This is a genomic window from Streptomyces sp. NPDC091279 (assembly GCF_044757465.1).
Lineage (GTDB): Bacteria > Actinomycetota > Actinomycetes > Streptomycetales > Streptomycetaceae > Streptomyces.
Genome location: NZ_JBIVVA010000015.1, coordinates 17,837 through 37,195 on the forward strand (window position 1 = coordinate 17,837; position 19,359 = coordinate 37,195).

A 19,359-nucleotide genomic window follows, 5' to 3' on the forward strand; every position below is an offset into this window, starting at 1 on the left:
GTGTGCATCAGCTGTGACGATCGGCGGTCAGCAGGTGCTGGGCGCGCTCGACGAGATGGGTGATCGCCGGATCGCCGGTCGCGGCCTGGGCGTCGGTGGGGTTGAGCATCAGGGCGAGCAGGACGACGAAGGCGAGCGCCGGGAGGGCCAGGGCCCACCAGGGCAGGCGGATGTCGATGCCGCCCGAGGCGGCCCGGTGGGTCCGGGTGGGGGTACTGGCCGACATCGCTGCCTCCGCTGGGCTCCGAACGGATCTGGTCCGTGGGCCGCGCTCACGTCTCGCGGCCACCCTTCGAAGCTACGGAATCCGCGGCCCCCAACCCATCCGGGATTCCACCCACTTGACCCTGATACCCGCCCCTAGGGGATGGTGGGGGCAACCCCACCCTCGGGCGGCCGAGCGCGGTCATGCCGAGGGGCCGACAGGGGCCTGTCGGCCGGTCCCGGGGAGGCTTGTCCGCCGGTCAGGGGGACGCGATCGTCGCGATGACGGCGATGATCACGAAGATCGCGAAGAACGATCCGAAGACGAGGAGCATCTTCTTCTGGCCGTTCTGGGGGTTCGGGTCGAGCGCTGGCATGCCGCAAGTCTCGCACCCCCGCCCGGGGCCGGACGCCCCGGGGTGAGGTCAGCGGGCCGCCTCGTCCTCCACCGTGCGCTTGCGTCCCGCGAGCACGCCGAACGCCATCTGCGGCACCATCAGGCCCGCCATGAGCGCGATCGGCACACCCCAGCCGCCGCTGCTCTGGTAGAGGACGCCGACCAGGAGCGGGCCGGGGATGGAGATCAGGTAGCCGACGCTCTGCGCGAACGCCGACAGCTGGGCGACGCCCATCCCGGTGCGGGAGCGCAGGCCGACCATCGTGAGGGCGAGTGGGAAGGCGCAGTTGGCGATGCCCAGGAGCAGGACCCAGGCCCAGGCACCGGCGGCCGGCGCGAGGTAGAGGCCCGCGTAGCCGGCGAGGCCGCAGAGGCCGAGGGCGACCACGACGGGCCCCTGGTGCGGCAGCCTCGTCGCCACGCGCGGGATGACGAAGGCGAGCGGCACGCCCATCGCCATCGTCACGGCGAGCAGCAGACCGGCGGTCGAGGCGGAGACGCCCGCGTCCCGGAAGATCTGCGGCATCCAGCCCATGGTGATGTAGGCGGCGGTGGCCTGGAGCCCGAAGAAGACGGCGAGCGACCAGGCGGTCCGGCTGCGGGTCATGCGCAGGGCGGGCGGGGTGGCTCCGCGCGCGGGGATGCCAGCGGGGATGTCACGGGTGGGGGTGGGCGTCGCGGGGGCGAGAGGTGTTTCCGTCGCCTGCACGCGCGTGTGCTTCTCGCGTCGCGGCGCCTCTCGTCGTTGCCGTGTGTTCTGGTCACCGCCTTGGTCGCGGACGAACGGGAGCCACGGCAGGATCGCCGCCGCCGCGAGGGCCGCCCACACCGTGAGGCCGGGGCGCCAGCCGCCCAGGGCGTGGGTGAGCGGCACCGAGACGGCCGCCGCGACGGACGTGCCCAGGGAGAGCGCCATCGAGTACAGGCCGGTCATGGAGCCGACCCGGTCCGGGAACCAGCGCTTGACGATGACCGGCATCAGGACGTTGCTGACGGCGATGCCCATGAGGGCGAGGGCGCTGGCGGCGAGGAACCCGGCGGTGCCGCCCGCGTAGGGCCGGATCAGCAGGCCCGCGGTGATGGCGACCATGCCCGCGCAGACCACCGTGGCCGGGCCGAACCGGCGGGCCAGGCGCGGGGCGGTGACGCCGAAGACGGCGAAGCAGAGCGGCGGCACCGAGGTGAGGACGCCGGCCAGGCCGCCGCTCATGCCGAGTCCGTCGCGCACCTCTTCGAGGAGGGCGCCGAGGCTGGTGATGGCGGGCCGGAGATTCAGGGCGGTCAGCACGATGCCGACCATGAGCAGGCGCGTCGTCCACGCGCGCGGGGCGGTGTGGGCCGGGGCGACCTCCGGGATCGCCTGTGGGGTGCGTATGTACGGGGACGTCATCGTCCGGGTTTCCTTGCGCGGCATGAGGCCCATCATAGAATGATGGGATGATTGGTTGTCCATCCCCGGGGCGCCGACGTCCGCCCCGGCCGTGCGAAGGTGTGCCATGCCCTTGACCCACCCGCGCCGTTCGGCGCTGTCCGAACAGGTCATCGCCGCGCTGCGGAACCAGATCACCTCGGGCGAGTGGCCGGTCGGATCGCGCATCCCGACAGAACCCGAGCTGGTCGAACAGCTCGGCGTCGCCCGCAACACCGTCCGCGAGGCGGTCCGCGCGCTCGCGCACAACGGCCTGCTGGACATCCGCCAGGGCTCGGGCACCTACGTCGTGGCGACCAGCGAGCTGGCCGGCGTGATGCACCGCAGGTTCGCCGAGGCGGACCCCCGGCACATCGCCGAACTGCGGTCCACCCTGGAGTCGTCGGCGGCCCGGCTGGCAGCCGAGCGGCGCACCGAGAAGGACCTCAAGCAGCTCGACACGCTCCTGGCACGGCGCGAGCAGGCCTGGGCGTCCGGCGACGCGGAGGCCTTCGTGGCGGCCGACACCACCTTCCATCTGGCGGTGGTGTCCGCCTCCCACAACGACGTGATCACGACGGTGTACGCGGATCTCAGCCAGGTGCTGCTGTCCTGGCTGCGCGACGACATCGGCGGCGCGTTGACGCCGGAGACGTACATGGAGCACGCCCAGCTGGTCGACGCGATCCGCGCGGGTGACGCCGAGGCGGCCGGCGCGAAGGCGGCGGACTATCCGTCCCCGTGCCGTCCGGGCCGTTTCAGCGCTTCTGGTGGCTGATCCAGACCACGCCGATCTCCTTCCAGCACCGGCCGGTCAGCCGTACGGTGGCGGCCGGTCCTGCGTCGACGGGGCTGCCGTCGGCGTTCAGGTCCCACCAGTGGGCGCACTTGATGTGCAGGCTGACGCGGTCGGTCTCCGGATACGGGTTGTGGCAGTACGCGCTCACGTGGGAGCCGGTCACCCGGGTATGGCACTCGGCGCCGAACGGCCGCTCCGGGGCGGGCTTCTTCACGCGCGCGTGCGGGGCCGCCTCGTACGACAGGGACAGCAAGAGGGCGACGGCCACGCCGACTGGGGCCAGGCTCCTGGACAGGCGCACAAGGAAGACCTCCTCGGGCCGTGCTGGAGGGGGGAACCGCGCGGGGGACACGTACGGCGGACGTGACTCAAGAGTGCGCGCCCACCACCCCTCGCCGCCCGGTCGGCTGACCCGAACGGGTGAAACGGCACCGTCGGTCCGCCCGGCATGGACGAGGGCCCGCACCTGGTCGGGTGCGGGCCCTCTCGGTCCTTCGGGCGGGTGTCAGGCGCCGATGGCGTGCAGGCCACCGTCCACGTGGATGATCTCGCCGGTGGTCTTCGGGAACCAGTCGCTCAGCAGCGCGACGATGCCCTTGCCGGCGGGCTCCGGGTCCTTGAGGTCCCACTCCAGCGGCGAGCGGCTGTCCCAGACGGCGGCCAGGTCGCTGAAGCCCGGGATGGACTTGGCGGCCATGGAGCCGAGCGGGCCCGCCGAGATGAGGTTGCAGCGGATGTTCTGCTTGCCCAGGTCGCGGGCGATGTAGCGGCTGGTGGCCTCCAGGGCCGCCTTGGCCGGGCCCATCCAGTCGTACTGCGGCCACGCGTACTGCGCGTCGAAGGTGAGGCCGACGACGGAGCCGCCGTTCTGCATCAGCGGCAGGCAGGCCATCGTCAGCGACTTCAGGGAGTACGCGGAGACGTGCATGGCCGTGGCGACGGACTCGAACGGCGTGTTGAGGAAGTTGCCGCCGAGCGCGTCCTGCGGGGCGAAGCCGATGGAGTGCACGACGCCGTCGAGGCCGCCCAGCTCCTCGCCGACGATGTCCGCCAGGCGCCCGAGGTGCTCGTCGTTGGTGACGTCCAGCTCGATGACCTTGGTGGGCTTGGGGAGCTTCTTGGCGATGCGCTCGGTCAGCGTGGGCCGCGGGAACGCGGTCAGGATGATCTCGGCGCCCTGCTCCTGGGCCTGCTTCGCGGCGTGGAAGGCGATGGAGGACTCCATCAGCACACCGGAGATCAGGACGCGCTTGCCCTCAAGGATTCCGCTCATGGTTCAGTGACCCATTCCCAGTCCGCCGTCAACGGGAATGACGGCTCCAGTGATGTACGAGGCGTCGTCCGAGGCGAGGAACCGCACCGTCGCGGCGATCTCCTCGGGCTGCGCGTACCGGCCGAGCGGCACCTGCTTGACGATGCCCTCGCGCTGCTCGTCGGTGAGCACCTTGGTCATGTCGGTGTCGACGAAACCGGGCGCGACGACGTTGAAGGTGATGTTGCGGGAGCCCAGCTCACGCGCGAGGGAGCGGGCGAAGCCGACCAGACCGGCCTTGGAGGCCGCGTAGTTGGCCTGGCCCGGGCCGCCGTACAGGCCGACGACCGACGAGATGAGGACGACGCGGCCCTTCTTGGCGCGCAGCATGCCGCGGTTGGCCCGCTTGACCACGCGGAAGGCGCCGGTGAGGTTGGTGTCGATGACCGAGGTGAAGTCCTCCTCGGACATGCGCATCAGGAGCTGGTCCTTGGTGACTCCGGCGTTGGCCACGAGCACCTCGACCGTGCCGTGCTCGGCCTCGATCTCCTTGTAGGCCTGCTCCACCTGCTCGGTGTCGGTGATGTCGCACTTGACGGCGAGGAAGCCCGCCGGCGGTTCGCCCGAACGGTAGGTGATGGCGACCTTGTCACCGGCGTCGGCGAACGCGCGGGCGATGGCGAGGCCGATGCCCCGGTTTCCTCCGGTGACGAGAACCGAGCGGCTCAACGGATCACCCTTTCGTCAATGGTCTGGTAGCCCCGCCCGAACACCTGCTTGACAGGCGGCTGCTTCGAAAACCTATCGGTACCGGCCCGGCCGCGGAGAATCGGGCACCGACAGGGACGTAACGGAGTCACTGTGGGGTCCCTACAGTTTTACGCCGTGTCGCGTACTCCCGTCGCAGCCCGCTGTCCGTCCCGTCGCGCACCGTTGTCAGTGCCGCGCGCCATACTGCATTGCGGCGCGTCCACGTCCTGCGGCCTCCGCCTGAGAGAAGAGCACTCGTCGACTTGGGGGAACCACCTGTGGTCCACGGCATCGATCCGACCTTCCTGGCGCTGCCTCTGCGCGCCCTCGCCGACGCCGCGTTGGCCCGCGCGCGTGCGCTCGGCGCCGACCACGCCGACTTCCGGTTCGAGCGGGTGCGCAGCGCGTCCTGGCGGCTGCGGGACGCCAAGCCCGCCGGGTCGTCGGACACCACCGACCTCGGGTACGCGGTCAGGGTGGTGCACGGCGGCACCTGGGGGTTCGCGTCCGGCGTGGATCTGACGATGGACGCGGCGGCCAAGGTGGCCTCCCAAGCGGTGGCGATGGCCAAGCTGTCGGCGCAGGTCATCAGGGCGGCCGGGGCCGACGAGCGGGTCGAGCTGGCCGACGAGCCGGTGCACGCCGAGCGGACCTGGGTGTCGTCGTACGAGATCGACCCGTTCACCGTGCCCGGTGAGGAGAAGTCGGCGCTGCTGGCCGACTGGAGCGCGCGGCTGCTCGGCGCGAGCGGCGTCAACCACGTCGACGCCTCGCTGCTCACCGTGCACGAGAACAAGTTCTACGCGGACACCGCGGGCACCGTGACCACGCAGCAACGCGTGCGGCTGCACCCGCAGTTGACGGCCGTGTCGGTGGACGAGTCGAGCGGCGAGTTCGACTCCATGCGCACCCTCGCGCCCCCGGCCGGACGCGGCTGGGAGTACCTGACCGGCACCGGCTGGGACTGGGACGGCGAGCTGGAGCGCATGCCCGGCCTGCTCGCCGAGAAGATGCGCGCCCCGAGCGTCGAGGCGGGCCTGTACGACCTGGTCGTCGACCCGTCCAACCTGTGGCTGACGATCCACGAGTCCATCGGCCACGCCACCGAGCTGGACCGCGCGCTGGGCTACGAGGCCGCCTACGCCGGTACCTCCTTCGCCACCTTCGACCAGCTCGGCAAGCTCAGGTACGGCTCCGATCTGATGAACGTCACCGGGGACCGCACCGCCGAACACGGCCTGGCGACCGTCGGATACGACGACGAGGGCGTCGCGGGCCAGTCCTGGGACCTCGTCAAGGACGGCACCCTGGTCGGCTACCAGCTCGACCGCAGGATCGCGCGGCTGACCGGCTTCGAGCGCTCCAACGGCTGCGCCTACGCCGACTCCCCCGGACACGTGCCCGTGCAGCGGATGGCCAACGTGTCGCTGCGGCCCGATCCGGCGGGGCTGTCCACGGAGGACCTCATCGGCGGCGTCGACCGCGGGATCTACGTCGTCGGGGACCGGTCGTGGTCGATCGACATGCAGCGGTACAACTTCCAGTTCACCGGGCAGCGGTTCTTCCGGATCGAGAACGGGCGGATCACCGGTCAGCTGCGGGACGTCGCCTATCAGGCGACGACCACCGACTTCTGGGGCTCGATGGCCGCCGTCGGCGGTCCGGGGACCTACGTCCTCGGCGGCGCCTTCAACTGCGGCAAGGCCCAGCCCGGCCAGGTGGCCGCCGTGTCCCACGGCTGCCCCTCCGCCCTCTTCAAGGGCGTCAACATCTTGAACACCACCCAGGAGGCCGGTCGATGAGCGTCCGTACCCAGAAGCCGCACGAGATCGTCGAGCGGGCGCTTGAGCTGTCCACCGCCGACGGCTGTGTCGTCATCGCCGACGAGGAGTCGTCCGCCAATCTGCGCTGGGCGGGCAACACGCTGACCACGAACGGCGTCACGCGCGGGCGCACGCTCACCGTCGTCGCCACCGTGGACGGCGCGCAGGGCACCGCCTCGGGCGTCGTCTCCCGGTCGGCCGTGACCGTGGACGAGCTGGAGTCCCTGGTGCGGGCCGCCGAGGCCGCCGCGCGCGGTGCGGGGCCCGCCGAGGACGCGCAGCCGCTGGTGACGGGGGTGCCGGTGGCGCCGGACTTCACGGACGCGCCCGCCGAGACCACGTCGGCCGTGTTCGCCGACTTCGCGCCCGCCCTGGGCGAGGCGTTCGCCCGCGCGCGTGCCGGTGGCCGGGAGCTGTACGGCTTCGCCAACCACGAGCTGGTCACCAGCTACCTCGGCACGTCGACGGGGCTGCGGCTGCGGCACGACCAGCCGGGCGGCACGCTGGAGCTGAACGCCAAGTCCCCCGACCGCACCCGTTCGGCGTGGGCGGGCCGGGCCACGCGTGACTTCAAGGACGTCGATCCGGCGGCGCTGGACGCGGAGTTGGCCGTTCGCCTCGGCTGGGCCGAGCGGCGCGTGGAACTGCCCGCCGGGCGGTACGAGACGCTGCTGCCGCCGACGGCGGTGGCGGACCTGCTGATCTACCAGTACTGGTCGCAGTCGGGCCGGGACGCGGCCGAGGGCCGCACAGTGTTCTCCCGGCCGGGCGGCGGCACCCGGATCGGCGACCGGCTCGCCGAGCTGCCGTTGACCCTGCGCAGCGATCCGAACGAACCCGGCCTGGAATCGGCGCCGTTCGTGCTCGCGCACTCCTCCGGCGGCGATCAGTCGGTGTTCGACAACGGCCTGCCGATCGGTGCCACCGACTGGATGCGCGACGGCGAGCTGACCCGGCTGACGACCACCCGGCACAGCGCGGGCCTGACCGGCCTCCCGGTGGCGCCGACCGTCGAGAACCTCGTTCTGGACGGCGGCGGCGACCGCTCCCTGGACGAGATGGTCGCGGCCACCGAACGCGGGCTGCTGCTGACCTGCCTCTGGTACATCCGCGAGGTCGACCCGGCGACCCTGCTGCTGACCGGCCTGACCCGGGACGGCGTGTACCTCGTGGAGAACGGCGAGGTGACCGGGGAGGTCAACAACTTCCGGTTCAACGAGTCCCCGGTGGACCTGCTGCGCCGGGCCTCGGAGGCCGGGCGCACGGAAAAGACGCTGCCCAGGGAGTGGGGCGACTGGTTCACTAGGGCGGCGATGCCGGCGCTGAGGGTGCCGGACTTCAATATGAGCTCTGTCAGTCAGGGCGTATAACCTCGTACCCGCTGACCTGACCAGACCCTAGGAGATACGAGAACCGTGACGGACATCGTCGACGAACTGAAGTGGCGCGGGCTGATCGCCCTCTCCACCGACGAGGACGCATTGCGCAAGGCGTTCGCGGACGGTCCTGTCACGTTCTATTGCGGCTTCGACCCGACCGCGCCCAGCCTGCACCTCGGCAACCTGGTGCAGATCCTCACGATGCGCCGCATCCAGCAGGCGGGCAACCGTCCGCTGGGCCTGGTCGGGGGCGCCACGGGCCTGATCGGCGACCCGAAGCCGAACGCGGAGCGCACGCTGAACGCGCCGGAGACCGTCGCGAACTGGGTGGAGCGGCTGCGCGCGCAGATCGCCCCGCTCCTCGACTTCGAGGGCCCGAACGCGGCGGTGATGGTCAACAACCTGGACTGGACCCAGCCCATGTCGGCCATCGAGTTCCTGCGGGACATGGGCAAGTACTTCCGGGTCAACAAGATGATCGCCAAAGAGGCCGTCGCCCGGCGGCTCAACTCCGACGCGGGCATCAGCTACACCGAGTTCAGCTACCAGATCCTCCAGGGCATGGACTTCCTGGAGCTGTACCGGCGCTACGGCTGCACGTTGCAGACCGGCGGCAGCGACCAGTGGGGCAACCTCACCTCGGGCACCGACCTGATCCACCGGGTCGAGCCGGACGCGGCCGTGCACGCGCTGGGCACGCCGCTGATCACCAAGGCGGACGGCACCAAGTTCGGCAAGACGGAGTCCGGCACGGTCTGGCTCGACCCGGAGATGACGACGCCGTACGCGTTCTACCAGTTCTGGCTGAACGCGGACGACCGGGACGTCTCCAAGTTCCTGCGCATCTTCAGTTTCCGCTCGCACGCGGAGATCGAGGAGCTGGAGCGGCAGACCGAGGAGCGTCCGCAGGCGCGGGCTGCCCAGCGGACGCTGGCCGAGGAGCTGACGACGCTGGTGCACGGAGCGGACCAGACGGCCGCGGTGGTCGCCGCGTCGAAGGCCCTCTTCGGCCAGGGTGAGCTGGCGGATCTCGACGAGAAGACGCTCGCCGCGTCGCTCACCGAGCTGCCGCTCGTCCAGGTCACCGAGCTGGCTCCGGTCGTCGACCTGTTCGCCGAGGTCGGCCTGGTGGCCAGCAAGTCGGCCGCCCGCCGCACGGTGAAGGAGGGCGGCGCCTACGTCAACAACGTGAAGGTCGCGGCCGAGGACGCGGTGCCCACCGCGGCCGACCTGATCCACGGGCGGTGGCTGGTGCTGCGGCGCGGCAAGCGCAACCTCGCCGCCGTCGAGGTGACGTCGGCGTAACGGGGTTACCGGCGACGTGAGGGGGCGCGGGACCCGGTGAGGGTCCCGCGCCCCGGTGCGTCCCGGTGCCACGGCGGCTCAGGTGCGCATGCTGCGTTGCTTGCGCTTGCCCAGCGTCGCCATGTACAGCATGTCGCCGACGGCCACGATGATGATCGCGGCGATCAGCTGGAAGGCGTGCCGGGTCCAGTCGATACCCGATGTGGCCGCGACACCGGCCGCCCGCGCGACGGCGTTGCCGACGATCGCGCCCAGCATGCCGAAGATCGTCGTCAACCACAGGGGGCTGTGCTGCTTGCCCGGGATGATCGCCTTGGCGATCAGGCCCAGCACGAATCCCACGATGATCGCCCACAACCAGCCCATGGCTGCCTCCTCGTACGGCTCGATGCCAGCTTCTCGCCCAGTGTCGGCCCGTGGGTCCTACGGCGCATGTCGGGCGCGGCCGTACGGAGCGCGGCCCGGTCCTGTCGGTCCCGGACGAGGGTGACCCGCTCTCGTGGCCGGACGGGGTGCGGCGTACCGTAAGAGCTGCCCGGAGACACCCCTGACCGGAGGCCGACCGGGCGTGGGCCGGGGAGAGTCCGATGCGGGCGGATGGTGGAACGTGATGCGGAAGCGGCAGGGCGATGGCAACGGCCAGGTGTTCCGGATCACCGGGGCCCGTACCGGGCTCGACGAGGACGTACGCGGCCGGCAGCGCCGGTACATCATCTCCATGCTGATCCGCACCCTCTCCGTGATCCTCGCGACCACGCTGTGGAACGTCGAACGGCACGTCGCCGTCGTGGCGTTGGCGCTGGGGATGCTGCTCCCCTATGTCGCCGTGGTGATCGCGAACGCGGGCCGGGAGAACGCGCCGGGGCTGCCCTCGACGTTCGTGACGGCTCCGACCCGGCCGATGCTCGCCGGGTCCGGGCCGGACGACGGCCGCGCGGACGCCGTTGCGGAGGATGTTCCGGACGGGCGTGCGCCGGGTGCGCGCAGTGCACCGCGGGAGCCGGCCTGACCTTCCGGGAACGGTCTCCCGGCCTTCCGAGGGTGGGCCGAGGAGGGTGCCGAGATGGCCGGAAAGCGGAAGTCAGGCGCCCGCCAAGCTCAAGAAAAGCTCAGATCAATCATGTTGTTCCGGTGCCGGGCGGCGGGTCTCCCGTGACATACTTCCAAAGCGCTCCGCATCCCCCGTCGGAGCGACGGACCGACGCCGGGCAGCTCCCCCCGTGGCTGCTCGGCGTCGCCTTTGCGGGTGGCCGTGCCGCCGCGAACCTCCCCCCCTCTCTGCGAGACGAACCTGTGAGTGACGAGACCCCGATCTGCTCCGCCAAGGGCTGCCGTGCCGCCGCCGTTTGGGTGCTGGCCTGGAACAACCCGAAGCTGCACACCCCTGACCGGCGCAAGACATGGCTGGCGTGCGAGGAGCACCGGGATCATCTGTCGCAGTTCCTGGATCTGCGGGGCTTCCTGAAGGACGTCGTCCTGCTGTCGGAGTGGGAAGCGGACGCGGGCTCCTAGTCAGCCGCCGATCGCGGACATCGGGCGGTCCGGCTGGAGGAAGGTCGGATCGTCCAGGCCGGAACCGGCCTTCTTTCCCCACATGGCCTCGCGCCAGATCCGGGATATCTCCTCGGCGGGGGCGCCGGAGCGCAGGGCCGCGCGCAGGTCGGTCTCCTCGCGGGCGAAGAGGCAGGTGCGTATCTGGCCGTCGGCGGTGAGGCGGGTGCGGTCGCAGGCCGCGCAGAACGGGCGGGTGACGGAGGCGATCACGCCGACGCGGTGCGGGCCGCCGTCGACGGTCCAGCGCTCGGCGGGCGCGGCGCCGCGCGCCTCGGCGCCCTCGGGGGTCAGCTCGAAGCGGGTGCGCAGCGAGGTGAGGATGTCGTCGGCGGTGACCATGCCGTCGCGCTTCCAGCCGTGCTGGGCGTCCAACGGCATCTGCTCGATGAAGCGGAGTTCGTAGCCGTGCTCCAGAGCCCAGGCCAGCAGGTCGGGGGCCTCGTCGTCGTTGCGGCCCGGCATGAGGACCGCGTTCACCTTGACCGGGGTGAGGCCGGCCTCGTGGGCGGCGGCGAGGCCGTCGAGGACGTCGTGCAGGCGGTCCCTGCGGGTGAGGGCCTTGAAGACGTCGGGGCGCAGGGTGTCCAGGGAGACGTTGACCCGGTCGAGGCCGGCCGCCTTGAGGGCGCGGGCGGTGCGCTTGAGGCCGATGCCGTTGGTGGTCAGGGACATGCGGGGGCGGGGGGTGAGGGCGGCGACCCGCTCCACGATGCCGACCAGGCCAGGCCGCAGCAGGGGTTCGCCGCCGGTGAAGCGGACCTCCTCGATGCCCAGGGAGGTGACGGCGATGTCGATGAGGCGGACGATCTCGTCGTCGGTGAGCAGGTCGGGCTTGGCGAGCCACTTGAGGCCCGCTTCGGGCATGCAGTAGGTGCAGCGCAGATTGCACCGGTCGGTCAGCGAGACCCGCAGGTCGGTGGCGACCCGGCCGTAGGTGTCGACGAGCACGTGCGCCCCCTTCCTCGTCGTAGGTCCGGTCCTGATCCGTCGTCTTCGAGCCTACGCGACCCCACTGACAGTGACAGGGCCCGATCCCACGAGGAACGGCTCGGCCGCGTCGTAGGAGCCACGACGCGGCCGGGACGGGGCGGGCGGTGCTCAGTGGGCGCCGGTGCCGGTGAGGGAACGGACCTCCAGTTCCGCGTACTTGCCCTGGTCGGGCTCCTCCTTGGAGAGGTAGGTGCCGAGAACGCCGAGCAGGAAGCCGACCGGGATCGAGATGATGCCGGGGTTCTCCAGCGGGAACCAGTGGAAGTCGACGCCCGGGAACATCGAGGTGGGCTTGCCGGAGACGACCGGCGAGAACAGCACCAGGCCGACCGCGGTGACCAGGCCGCCGTAGATCGACCAGAGGGCTCCTGCCGTGGTGAACCGTTTCCAGAAGAGGCTGTAGAGGATCGTCGGCAGGTTGGCGGAGGCGGCGACCGCGAAGGCGAGGGCGACCAGGCCCGCGACGTTCAGGTCACGGGCGAGGGCGCCCAGCACGATGGAGACGGCGCCGATGCCGACGGTGGCCCAGCGGGCGGCGCCCAGTTCCTCCTTCTCACTGGCCTTGCCGCGCTTGATGACGTTCGCGTAGATGTCGTGGGCGAACGACGAGGACGAGGCCAGGGTCAGGCCCGCGACGACGGCGAGGATGGTGGCGAAGGCGACGGCGGAGATGGTGGCGAGGAGGATCGCGCCCCAGTTGGAGTCGGTTCCGCCGAGGTGCAGGGCGAGCAGGGGCGCGGCCGTGTTGCCCGCCTTGTTGGAGGCAATGATCTCGCCGGGTTTGATCAGCGCGGCGGCGCCGAAGCCGAGTGCCAGGGTCATCAGGTAGAAGGCGCCGATCAGGCCGATCGCCCAGATCACGGACTTACGGGCGGCCTTGGCCGTCGGGACCGTGTAGAAGCGGATCAGGATGTGCGGCAGCCCTGCGGTACCCAGGACCAGGGCGATGCCCAGGGAGAGGAAGTCCAGTTTGGTGGTGCCGGTGGCGCCGTACTTGAGGCCGGGCTCCAGGAAGGCGGAGCCCTTGCCGCTGTTCTCGGCGGCGGAGCCGAGCAGGTCGGAGACGTTGAAGTGGAACTTCAGCAGGACCAGGAAGGTCAGCAGGAGGGCGCCGGCGATCAGCAGGACGGCCTTGACCATCTGGACCCAGGTGGTGCCCTTCATGCCGCCGATCGTGACGTACACGATCATCAGGAGCCCGACCAGGGCGACGATGCCGATCTTGCCCGCGTCGCTGGTGATGCCGAGCAGCAGGGAGACCAGGACGCCCGCGCCGGCCATCTGCGCGAGCAGGTAGAAGATCGAGACGACGATGGTGGAGGTGCCGGCCGCGGTGCGTACCGGGCGCTGGCGCATCCGGTAGGCGAGGACGTCGCCCATGGTGTAGCGGCCGGAGTTGCGCAGCGGCTCGGCGACCAGGAGCAGGGCGACCAGCCAGGCGACCAGGAAGCCGATGGAGTACAGGAAGCCGTCGTAGCCGAAGAGGGCGATGGCGCCGGCGATGCCGAGGAAGGACGCGGCGGACATGTAGTCGCCGGAGACGGCTAGTCCGTTCTGGAATCCGGTGAACTGCCGTCCGCCGGCGTAGAAGTCGGCGGCGTCCTTGGTCTGCCGGCCGGCCCAGACGGTGATCACCAGGGTCGCGGCGACGAACACCGAGAACAGGGTGATGATCAGCGTCCGGTGGTCGCTGGCCGCTCCGGCGGCCAGGGTGATGGCGGGGCTCATACGCCGTCCTCCATGCGGGACTTGATCTCCTCGGCCCTGGGGTCGAACGTCGCGGCGGCGTGCCGCGCGTACCACCAGGCGATGAGGAACGTGGTGAGGAACTGGGCGAGGCCCAGGCCGAGGGCGACGTTGATGTTGCCGAACAGCTTGGTGCCCATGAAGGCGCCCGCGTAGTTGGACAGCAGGACGTACAGCAGGTACCAGGCGATGAAGGCGACGGTCAGCGGGAAGGCGAAGCCGCGGTACGAGGTGCGCAGTTCGACGAACTCCGCGCTCTTCTGCATCGCCACGAACTCCTCGGTGGGCGGGAGTCGGTCTGGCGTCTTGGACGGTGGCTGTGTCTCGGTGGCCACGGAGTCTCCTCGCGTTGCGGGTGCTGGTGGGACAGCGGACGGGCGGGGTCGTGCTCCCTGTTCAAGGGCACGGCGCGGTGCGGGGGCAGGTTCACCGCTCTTTCAACTCCCTCTGCCGTGACCAGGTCACCGTCTTGCCGTGGCCAGGTCACCGGCGAAAGGTCATTGCTGGCCGGGGAGTTGGGGAGATAGCTTCGACCTGCACTGTTGGTCATGTACCTGCCCAGACGGCACCTGTGTCCCGGGCGGGTTCGTACTCGGATGTTGTGGAGACCCCATGGCTCATCTGCCTTCCAGACGCCGCCTCGCCCTCGCCGTGCCGGTCGCGCTCTCGCTGACCGCCTCGCTCGGTTTCCTGCCCACGGCGGCGCAGGCCGCGCCGGGCGCGGGGGCGGGCGCGTCGGCCGTGTCGACGTCGACCGCGCGGGGCGCCGACGCGGCGACCTACGCCTATCTCGTCAACACCCGGCCGGACGTCAAGACGGTCACGTCGGTCAAGAAGGCGATCCATGCGGCCGGGGGTTCGGTCGTGGCGGCGTACGAGAAGATAGGCGTGATCGTCGCCCGCTCCGCCGACCCCGACTTCGCGCGCGGGATACGCACGGTGCGCGGGGTGCAGTCGGCGGGCGCCTCCCGGACCTCTCCGGTGGCGGCGGCCGCGACGACGGACGAGGGCGCGGCGCAGGTCCTCTCCAGGGCGGAGGCGGCGAAGATCGCGGGGGCCTCGGCGAGCGGCCAGGAGCCGCTGGAGGCCGACCAGTGGGACCTGCGGGCGATCGGCGCCGACCGGGCCGCGCGGATCGACCCGGGCAGCAAGAAGGTCACCGTCGCCGTGATCGACACCGGCGTCGACGACACCCACCCCGACCTCGCGCCCAACTTCTCCGCCTCCCAGTCGGCGAACTGCGCCAGCGGCAAGGCGGACACCACCTACGGTTCCTGGCGTCCGGTGGACGCGGACCACTACCACGGCACGCATGTGGCGGGCGAGATCGCGGCGGCCCGCAACGGCGTCGGCGTCGCCGGTGTCGCGCCCGGCGTGAAGGTCGCGAGCATCACCGTGGCCCAGCCGGACGCCGACTCGCTGTTCTTCCCGGAGAGCGTGGTGTGCGCGTTCGTGTTCGCCGCCGACCATGGCGTCGAGGTCACCAACAACAGCTATTACGTTGATCCATGGATGTACAACTGCATGGACGACCCGGACCAGCGCGCCATCGTTGATTCGGTCAATAGGGCTCAGCTGTACGCGCAACGCAAGGGCACGCTCAATGTGGCCTCGGCGGGCAACTCCAACCACGACCTCGACGCCGACGCCATCCTCGACACCTCCAGCCCCGACGACTCGACGCCCCTGAACCGGACGATCGACCCGCACGAGTGCTTCGACCTGCCGACCCAGCTTCCCGGCGTGGTCACGGTCAGCGCGACCGGCGTCAACGGGACCAAGTCGTACTACTCCAGCTACGGCGCCGGTGTGGTCGATGTCGCGGGGCCGGGCGGCGACAGGTACCAGATCCCGGACACGCCGTCGCAGAACGGCCGCATCCTGTCCACCCTGCCGAACAACGCCTACGGGTTCCTCCAGGGCACCTCGATGGCGGCGCCGCACGTCGCGGGCGTCGCGGCGCTGCTGAAGTCGACGCACCCGCACGCCTCCCCGGCCCGCCTCCAGCAGCTCCTGAAGGCGCAGGCGGACAACCCGGGCTGCCCGACCGACCCGTACGACGGGGACGGCGACGGCGTGGTGGACGCCACCTGCGTGGGCGGCAAGCGCGTCAACGGCTTCTACGGCTCCGGCGTCGTCAACGCGCTGCGTGCGGTGAAGTAGCCCGCTCAAGGAGCCCGTTGACCTAGCCGGCCCTGCCCGGGGGTCACGGCCCCGGGGTTCCCGCCCGTCCACCTGGACCAGGTGGACGGGGTGGACGGGGTGGACCAGATGGTCGATATGGATCGCGTCGCATGGATGACCTGGACCATATGGACACCATGGACCGCCGTGTTGCTGGTACCGCTCGTTCCGCGAACGAAACTGGAGACATCCCCACATGACAGCGCCTCACCCCCGGCTGCGCCGCGCGATCACGTTCCCGCTCGGCATGGCCATGGCGACGGCCTTCGCCTTCCTGCCGAACCTCACGGCCGTGGCGGCCACCGACGCCCCGGTCGCCACGCCGGCCACCGTGAGCGACGGCACCACGCTCAGCTATGTCGTCAACGTCCGCCCCGGGCACGGCCCTTCGGGGATCGCGAAGAGGGCGATCGAGCGGGCCGGCGGCACGATCGTGACGTCGTACGACGAGATCGGCGTGATCGTCGTCCACGCGGCGGACCCCGACTTCGCGCGGACGATCCGCCGGGTGCCCGGGGTCGAGTCGGCGGGCAACACCCGCACCGCGCCGCTGCCCGCCCAGTCGACGGCCGACGAGGGCGCGCCGAGGGCGCTCACCGCACAGGAGCTGGGGGACGTCCACGCGACCGGCGGGCAGGACCCGTTGGAGCCGTTGCAGTGGGACCTGGGGGCCATCAAGGCCGACCAGGCGCACGAGAAGTCGCTGGGCAGCCCGAAGGTGACCGTCGCCGTGATCGACACGGGCGTCGACGACACCCACCCCGACCTCGCGCCCAACTTCGACCGGAAGGCCTCCGTCAACTGTGTCTCGGGCAAGCCCGACACGACCGACGGCGCCTGGCGGCCGACCGCCGAGGAGAGCCCGCACGGCACGCACGTGGCCGGTGAGATCGCCGCCGCCAAGAACGGCATCGGCGTGACCGGGGTCGCGCCCGGTGTGAAGGTCGCCGGCATCAAGGTGGGCACGACGGACGCGTTCTTCTACGTGGAGGCGGTGGTCTGCGGCTTCGTGTGGGCGGCCGAGCACGGCGTCGATGTCACCAACAACAGCTATTACACCGACCCTTGGTACTTCAACTGCACGACCGACCCGGATCAGAAGGCGCTCGTCGACGCCGTCGGCCGGGCCACCCGGTACGCGGAGCGCAAGGGCGTGGTCAACGTCGCCGCGGCCGGCAACAGCCGCTACGACCTCGCCGCCGACGAGATCACCGACCCGGCCTCGCCGAACGACGGCACGCCCGGGGACCGGGTGATCGACCCGAGCGAGTGCCTGGATCTGCCGACCCAGTTGCCGGGCGTGGTGACGGTCGCGTCGACCGGCGCGAAGGACCTGAAGTCGTCCTTCTCCAACTACGGCCTCGGTGTCATCGACATCGCCGCGCCCGGCGGGGACACGACCGCCTACCAGCCCCCGGCCTCGCCGGCCACCAACGGGGCGATCCTGGGCCCGCTGCCCGGCGGCACATGGGGCTACATGGCCGGCACCTCGATGGCGTCGCCGCATGTCGCCGGGGTGGCCGCATTGATCAAGTCAACCCATCCGCATGCCTCGGCGGCCCTGGTGAAGGCCCTGCTGTACGCGGAGGCCGACGCGACGCCGTGCACCGACCCGTACGACATCAACGGCGACGGCAAGGTCGACGCGGTGTGCGAGGGGGCGAGGAACTACAACGGCTTCTACGGCGTGGGCATCGCGAACGCGTTGGCGGCGGTGACGCGGTAGGGCGATAGCGCGATAGGGCTGTAGCGCGGCAAGAGGGGGCCGGACGGGGGCAGGAACGCCCGGCCGGCCCCTTCGCGCTGCCATCGTCCACTGCGGTCAATAGTTGATTGAATCAATACTGCATAGCGAAGTCATGACTGGTATCAACATTGGAATCAATGATGGATTCCATGCCGACATCAGGACGGTCTGGTCAACCCTCGGCGGCGATCCAGCACTGACCTCTCATGTAGCGACCGTCGTCCGCCGTGACGTGCTCCACGCGCGGCTTCCCGTCAGGGAGTTGGCCCGAATCTGCGTCGCCGCGTGCGCCCTGGTCGCCGCCGAGCTGGGGGCGCGGCGCGCCGGTGCCGCCGAGGTGCCGTCCGTGCGGGTGGACGACGGGGCGGTGGCGACGGCGTTCACCAGTGAGCGGCATCTCCGCGTGGAGGGGCGGGCGCCGGTCACGTTCGCCCCGTTGTCACGGTTCTGGCGGACGGCCGACGGGTGGGTGCGCACGCACGCCAACTACCCGCATCACCGAGCCCGGTTGCTGGCCGCACTGGGCGTCCCGGATCACCTGGACACGGTGGAGGTGGATGACGTGGATGACCTGGATGACCTGGATGACGTGGTCGCCTCGGACGCCGTGGGCCGTGTCGCCGTAGTGCTCGCCGAGCGCACGTCGGCCGACGTCGAGGACGCGGTGTACGCGGCCGGCGGGCTGGCCGTGGCCCTGCGCACCCCGGCACAGTGGGCCGCACACACGCAGGGTGCCGAGGTGGTCCGGCGCCCGCTGGTGGAACGCGGTCGGCTGGACGCGGCCCCGGCACGCACGCGTACCGGCGTGGAACCCGGCGCCGTCGCCCTGCCCGCGGCCGGGGTGCGGGTGCTCGACCTGACCAGGGTCATCGCCGGTCCGGTCGCCACCCGGACACTGGCTCTGCTGGGCGCGGACGTGCTGCGTGTGGACGGGGTATCGCCGAGGTGAGCCCAGAAGGGGCCATGGGATGATCTTGAAGCTGTGAGGGCCCGGCCCGTCACCCGTTCGGCTCAGTGTCGTTGGTGGTGATGTTGACTGTCGTCTGGGGCCTGGGGTGGGTTGTGACCTCGGTCGAACGGACCGCTTATCCGCAGTTCACGCGGCTGATCACCGCGTATGAGCTGCATCTGTTCTTCTCACCGACTCGCGATGAGCTGGAGTGGGCCGCCGACCGTACGGACAGCGATGAGCATCTGCTGGCCCTGCTGCTGACGCTGAAGTCGTATCAGCGCATGGGGTGCTTCCCGAAGGTGGAGGACATCCCGGAGGCGGTGGCGGAGTTCGTGCGGCGGGCGGTGGAGCTGCCGGAGGGCACGCTGCCGGTGTACCGGTCGGCGAAGACCATGAAGAACCACCGGGGGCTGGTACGGCAGCGGGTCGGCGTGGCCTACGACCAGGTGCGGGCCCGGCGGATCGCCGAGGAGTCGATCCGCAGGGAGGCGGCGTCGAAGAACCGGCCTGCGGATCTGATCAACATCGCGTTGGAGAAGGTGGTGGAGGCCGGGCTGGAGCTGCCGGCGTTCTCCACCTTCGACGCGATGGCCTCGACCCTCCGCAAGGAGGTGAACGCCGAGATCTGCGGGGGTCTTCACGACCGGATGAGTGCGATCGAGCGGGCGGGGCTGCTGTGCGGCTGCTGCGGCTGCTGCGGCTGCTGCGGCTGCTGCGGCTGCTGCGGCTGCTGGAGGAGCGCGAGAGCGACGGCACGACCCTGTACAACCGGTTGAAGAAGCCCGCCCAGGGCCCGACCTGGTCGCACTTCAAGAACCTGGCCAAGCGGCTGGAGTGGGTGGACGGGCTCGGGGACACGGGCGTGTGCC

Annotated in this window: 19 protein-coding genes and 1 pseudogene; 10 read left to right on the top strand and 10 right to left on the bottom strand. The window is 70.8% G+C overall.

Features of this window, described 5'->3' with window-relative positions; translation table 11 throughout:
• Window positions 1-7 precede the first annotated feature (7 nt).
• From ACIQOU_RS31480 to ACIQOU_RS31490, 3 genes are all read right to left on the bottom strand, one after another.
• A complete protein-coding gene (locus ACIQOU_RS31480; RefSeq protein WP_401542249.1) occupies window positions 8-226 on the bottom strand; it encodes a hypothetical protein in 219 nt (72 codons plus the stop codon).
• A gap of 238 nt (window positions 227-464) precedes the next feature.
• Window positions 465-581: an SGM_5486 family transporter-associated protein gene (locus ACIQOU_RS31485; protein ID WP_401542252.1), complete on the bottom strand. Its 117-nt coding sequence runs from the start codon at window positions 579-581 to the stop codon at window positions 465-467.
• Between the two features lie 48 nt (window positions 582-629).
• Window positions 630-2,027 carry a CynX/NimT family MFS transporter gene (locus ACIQOU_RS31490; protein WP_401542255.1) on the bottom strand — a complete coding sequence of 466 codons (1,398 nt, stop codon included), beginning with the start codon at window positions 2,025-2,027 and terminating at the stop codon, window positions 630-632.
• Window positions 2,028-2,097: 70 nt separating this feature from the next.
• Between ACIQOU_RS31490 and ACIQOU_RS31495 the strand changes: the two genes are divergently transcribed.
• Window positions 2,098-2,787 (top strand): FadR/GntR family transcriptional regulator, encoded by a 690-nt coding sequence (locus ACIQOU_RS31495; protein ID WP_401542257.1) that lies wholly within the window; start codon window positions 2,098-2,100, stop codon window positions 2,785-2,787.
• Here ACIQOU_RS31495 and ACIQOU_RS31500 read toward each other — a convergent pair.
• From ACIQOU_RS31500 to fabG, 3 genes are all read right to left on the bottom strand, one after another.
• The gene (locus tag ACIQOU_RS31500) at window positions 2,768-3,109 is read right to left on the bottom strand and encodes a hypothetical protein (protein ID WP_401542260.1); all 342 of its coding nucleotides are present in this window, start codon (window positions 3,107-3,109) and stop codon (window positions 2,768-2,770) included. The genes ACIQOU_RS31495 and ACIQOU_RS31500 overlap by 20 nt on opposite strands.
• 204 nt (window positions 3,110-3,313) lie before the next feature.
• Window positions 3,314-4,081 carry an enoyl-ACP reductase FabI gene (gene fabI / locus ACIQOU_RS31505; protein ID WP_401542263.1) on the bottom strand — a complete coding sequence of 256 codons (768 nt, stop codon included), beginning with the start codon at window positions 4,079-4,081 and terminating at the stop codon, window positions 3,314-3,316.
• Between the two features lie 3 nt (window positions 4,082-4,084).
• Window positions 4,085-4,789: a 3-oxoacyl-[acyl-carrier-protein] reductase gene (fabG, locus tag ACIQOU_RS31510; protein WP_401542266.1), complete on the bottom strand. Its 705-nt coding sequence runs from the start codon at window positions 4,787-4,789 to the stop codon at window positions 4,085-4,087.
• A gap of 299 nt (window positions 4,790-5,088) precedes the next feature.
• Here fabG and ACIQOU_RS31515 point away from each other — a divergent pair, with 299 nt between their 5' ends.
• From ACIQOU_RS31515 to tyrS, 3 genes are read left to right on the top strand one after another with little or no spacing between them, the layout of a single operon-like run.
• Entirely contained in the window at window positions 5,089-6,612 is a 1,524-nt protein-coding gene (locus tag ACIQOU_RS31515; RefSeq protein WP_401542585.1) for a TldD/PmbA family protein, read from the top strand.
• On the top strand, window positions 6,609-8,003 hold the full coding sequence (locus ACIQOU_RS31520) for a metallopeptidase TldD-related protein (RefSeq protein ID WP_401542269.1): 1,395 nt from the start codon (window positions 6,609-6,611) through the stop codon (window positions 8,001-8,003). Before ACIQOU_RS31515 ends, ACIQOU_RS31520 begins: the two co-directional genes overlap by 4 nt.
• Window positions 8,004-8,048: 45 nt before the next feature.
• Complete coding sequence (gene tyrS / locus ACIQOU_RS31525; protein ID WP_401542271.1) at window positions 8,049-9,317, top strand: tyrosine--tRNA ligase; 1,269 nt, start codon at window positions 8,049-8,051, stop codon at window positions 9,315-9,317.
• A gap of 78 nt (window positions 9,318-9,395) precedes the next feature.
• On the opposite strand, the gene ACIQOU_RS31530 is transcribed toward tyrS, so the two are convergent.
• Window positions 9,396-9,683 (bottom strand): GlsB/YeaQ/YmgE family stress response membrane protein, encoded by a 288-nt coding sequence (locus tag ACIQOU_RS31530; protein ID WP_401542273.1) that lies wholly within the window; start codon window positions 9,681-9,683, stop codon window positions 9,396-9,398.
• Between the two features lie 244 nt (window positions 9,684-9,927).
• On the opposite strand from ACIQOU_RS31530, the gene ACIQOU_RS31535 reads away from it, so the two are divergent.
• The gene (locus ACIQOU_RS31535) at window positions 9,928-10,326 is read left to right on the top strand and encodes a DUF3099 domain-containing protein (protein WP_401542276.1); all 399 of its coding nucleotides are present in this window, start codon (window positions 9,928-9,930) and stop codon (window positions 10,324-10,326) included.
• Between the two features lie 284 nt (window positions 10,327-10,610).
• Complete coding sequence (locus tag ACIQOU_RS31540; RefSeq protein WP_401542278.1) at window positions 10,611-10,829, top strand: hypothetical protein; 219 nt, start codon at window positions 10,611-10,613, stop codon at window positions 10,827-10,829.
• Here ACIQOU_RS31540 and moaA read toward each other — a convergent pair whose 3' ends face one another.
• From moaA to ACIQOU_RS31555, 3 genes are all read right to left on the bottom strand, one after another.
• A complete protein-coding gene (moaA, locus tag ACIQOU_RS31545) occupies window positions 10,830-11,819 on the bottom strand; it encodes a GTP 3',8-cyclase MoaA (RefSeq protein WP_401542281.1) in 990 nt (329 codons plus the stop codon).
• A gap of 150 nt (window positions 11,820-11,969) precedes the next feature.
• Window positions 11,970-13,589 carry a cation acetate symporter gene (locus tag ACIQOU_RS31550; RefSeq protein WP_401542283.1) on the bottom strand — a complete coding sequence of 540 codons (1,620 nt, stop codon included), beginning with the start codon at window positions 13,587-13,589 and terminating at the stop codon, window positions 11,970-11,972.
• The gene (locus tag ACIQOU_RS31555; protein ID WP_401542286.1) at window positions 13,586-13,942 is read right to left on the bottom strand and encodes a DUF485 domain-containing protein; all 357 of its coding nucleotides are present in this window, start codon (window positions 13,940-13,942) and stop codon (window positions 13,586-13,588) included. The genes ACIQOU_RS31550 and ACIQOU_RS31555 overlap by 4 nt, the downstream gene beginning before the upstream one ends.
• 277 nt (window positions 13,943-14,219) lie before the next feature.
• Between ACIQOU_RS31555 and ACIQOU_RS31560 the strand changes: the two genes are divergently transcribed.
• The 4 genes and pseudogenes from ACIQOU_RS31560 to ACIQOU_RS31575 all read left to right on the top strand — a co-directional run bounded on the left by ACIQOU_RS31560 (window position 14,220) and on the right by ACIQOU_RS31575 (window position 19,266).
• Window positions 14,220-15,770 carry a S8 family peptidase gene (locus ACIQOU_RS31560; RefSeq protein ID WP_401542288.1) on the top strand — a complete coding sequence of 517 codons (1,551 nt, stop codon included), beginning with the start codon at window positions 14,220-14,222 and terminating at the stop codon, window positions 15,768-15,770.
• A 217-nt stretch (window positions 15,771-15,987) separates the two neighbouring features.
• Window positions 15,988-17,517, top strand: a complete 1,530-nt coding sequence (locus ACIQOU_RS31565) for a S8 family peptidase (protein WP_401542290.1) — start codon at window positions 15,988-15,990, stop codon at window positions 17,515-17,517.
• 133 nt (window positions 17,518-17,650) lie between these two features.
• Window positions 17,651-18,469: pseudogene (locus ACIQOU_RS31570) on the top strand (CoA transferase); the annotation flags it as partial.
• Between the two features lie 131 nt (window positions 18,470-18,600).
• A complete protein-coding gene (locus ACIQOU_RS31575) occupies window positions 18,601-19,266 on the top strand; it encodes a DUF4158 domain-containing protein (protein WP_401542292.1) in 666 nt (221 codons plus the stop codon).
• The last annotated feature ends 93 nt before the right edge of the window (window positions 19,267-19,359 follow it).

Bases quoted from the DNA above. Each gene is read 5' to 3' on its own strand.
- ACIQOU_RS31480 (WP_401542249.1), bottom strand. From the start codon at position 226: ATGTCGGCCAGTACCCCCACCCGGACCCACCGGGCCGCCTCGGGCGGC.
- ACIQOU_RS31485 (WP_401542252.1), bottom strand. From the start codon at position 581: ATGCCAGCGCTCGACCCGAACCCCCAGAACGGCCAGAAGAAGATGCTC.
- ACIQOU_RS31490 (WP_401542255.1), bottom strand. From the start codon at position 2,027: ATGATGGGCCTCATGCCGCGCAAGGAAACCCGGACGATGACGTCCCCG.
- ACIQOU_RS31495 (WP_401542257.1), top strand. From the start codon at position 2,098: ATGCCCTTGACCCACCCGCGCCGTTCGGCGCTGTCCGAACAGGTCATC.
- fabI (WP_401542263.1), bottom strand. From the start codon at position 4,081: ATGAGCGGAATCCTTGAGGGCAAGCGCGTCCTGATCTCCGGTGTGCTG.
- ACIQOU_RS31520 (WP_401542269.1), top strand. From the start codon at position 6,609: ATGAGCGTCCGTACCCAGAAGCCGCACGAGATCGTCGAGCGGGCGCTT.
- ACIQOU_RS31530 (WP_401542273.1), bottom strand. From the start codon at position 9,683: ATGGGCTGGTTGTGGGCGATCATCGTGGGATTCGTGCTGGGCCTGATC.
- ACIQOU_RS31535 (WP_401542276.1), top strand. From the start codon at position 9,928: ATGCGGAAGCGGCAGGGCGATGGCAACGGCCAGGTGTTCCGGATCACC.
- ACIQOU_RS31550 (WP_401542283.1), bottom strand. From the start codon at position 13,589: ATGAGCCCCGCCATCACCCTGGCCGCCGGAGCGGCCAGCGACCACCGG.
- ACIQOU_RS31560 (WP_401542288.1), top strand. From the start codon at position 14,220: ATGGCTCATCTGCCTTCCAGACGCCGCCTCGCCCTCGCCGTGCCGGTC.
- ACIQOU_RS31565 (WP_401542290.1), top strand. From the start codon at position 15,988: ATGACAGCGCCTCACCCCCGGCTGCGCCGCGCGATCACGTTCCCGCTC.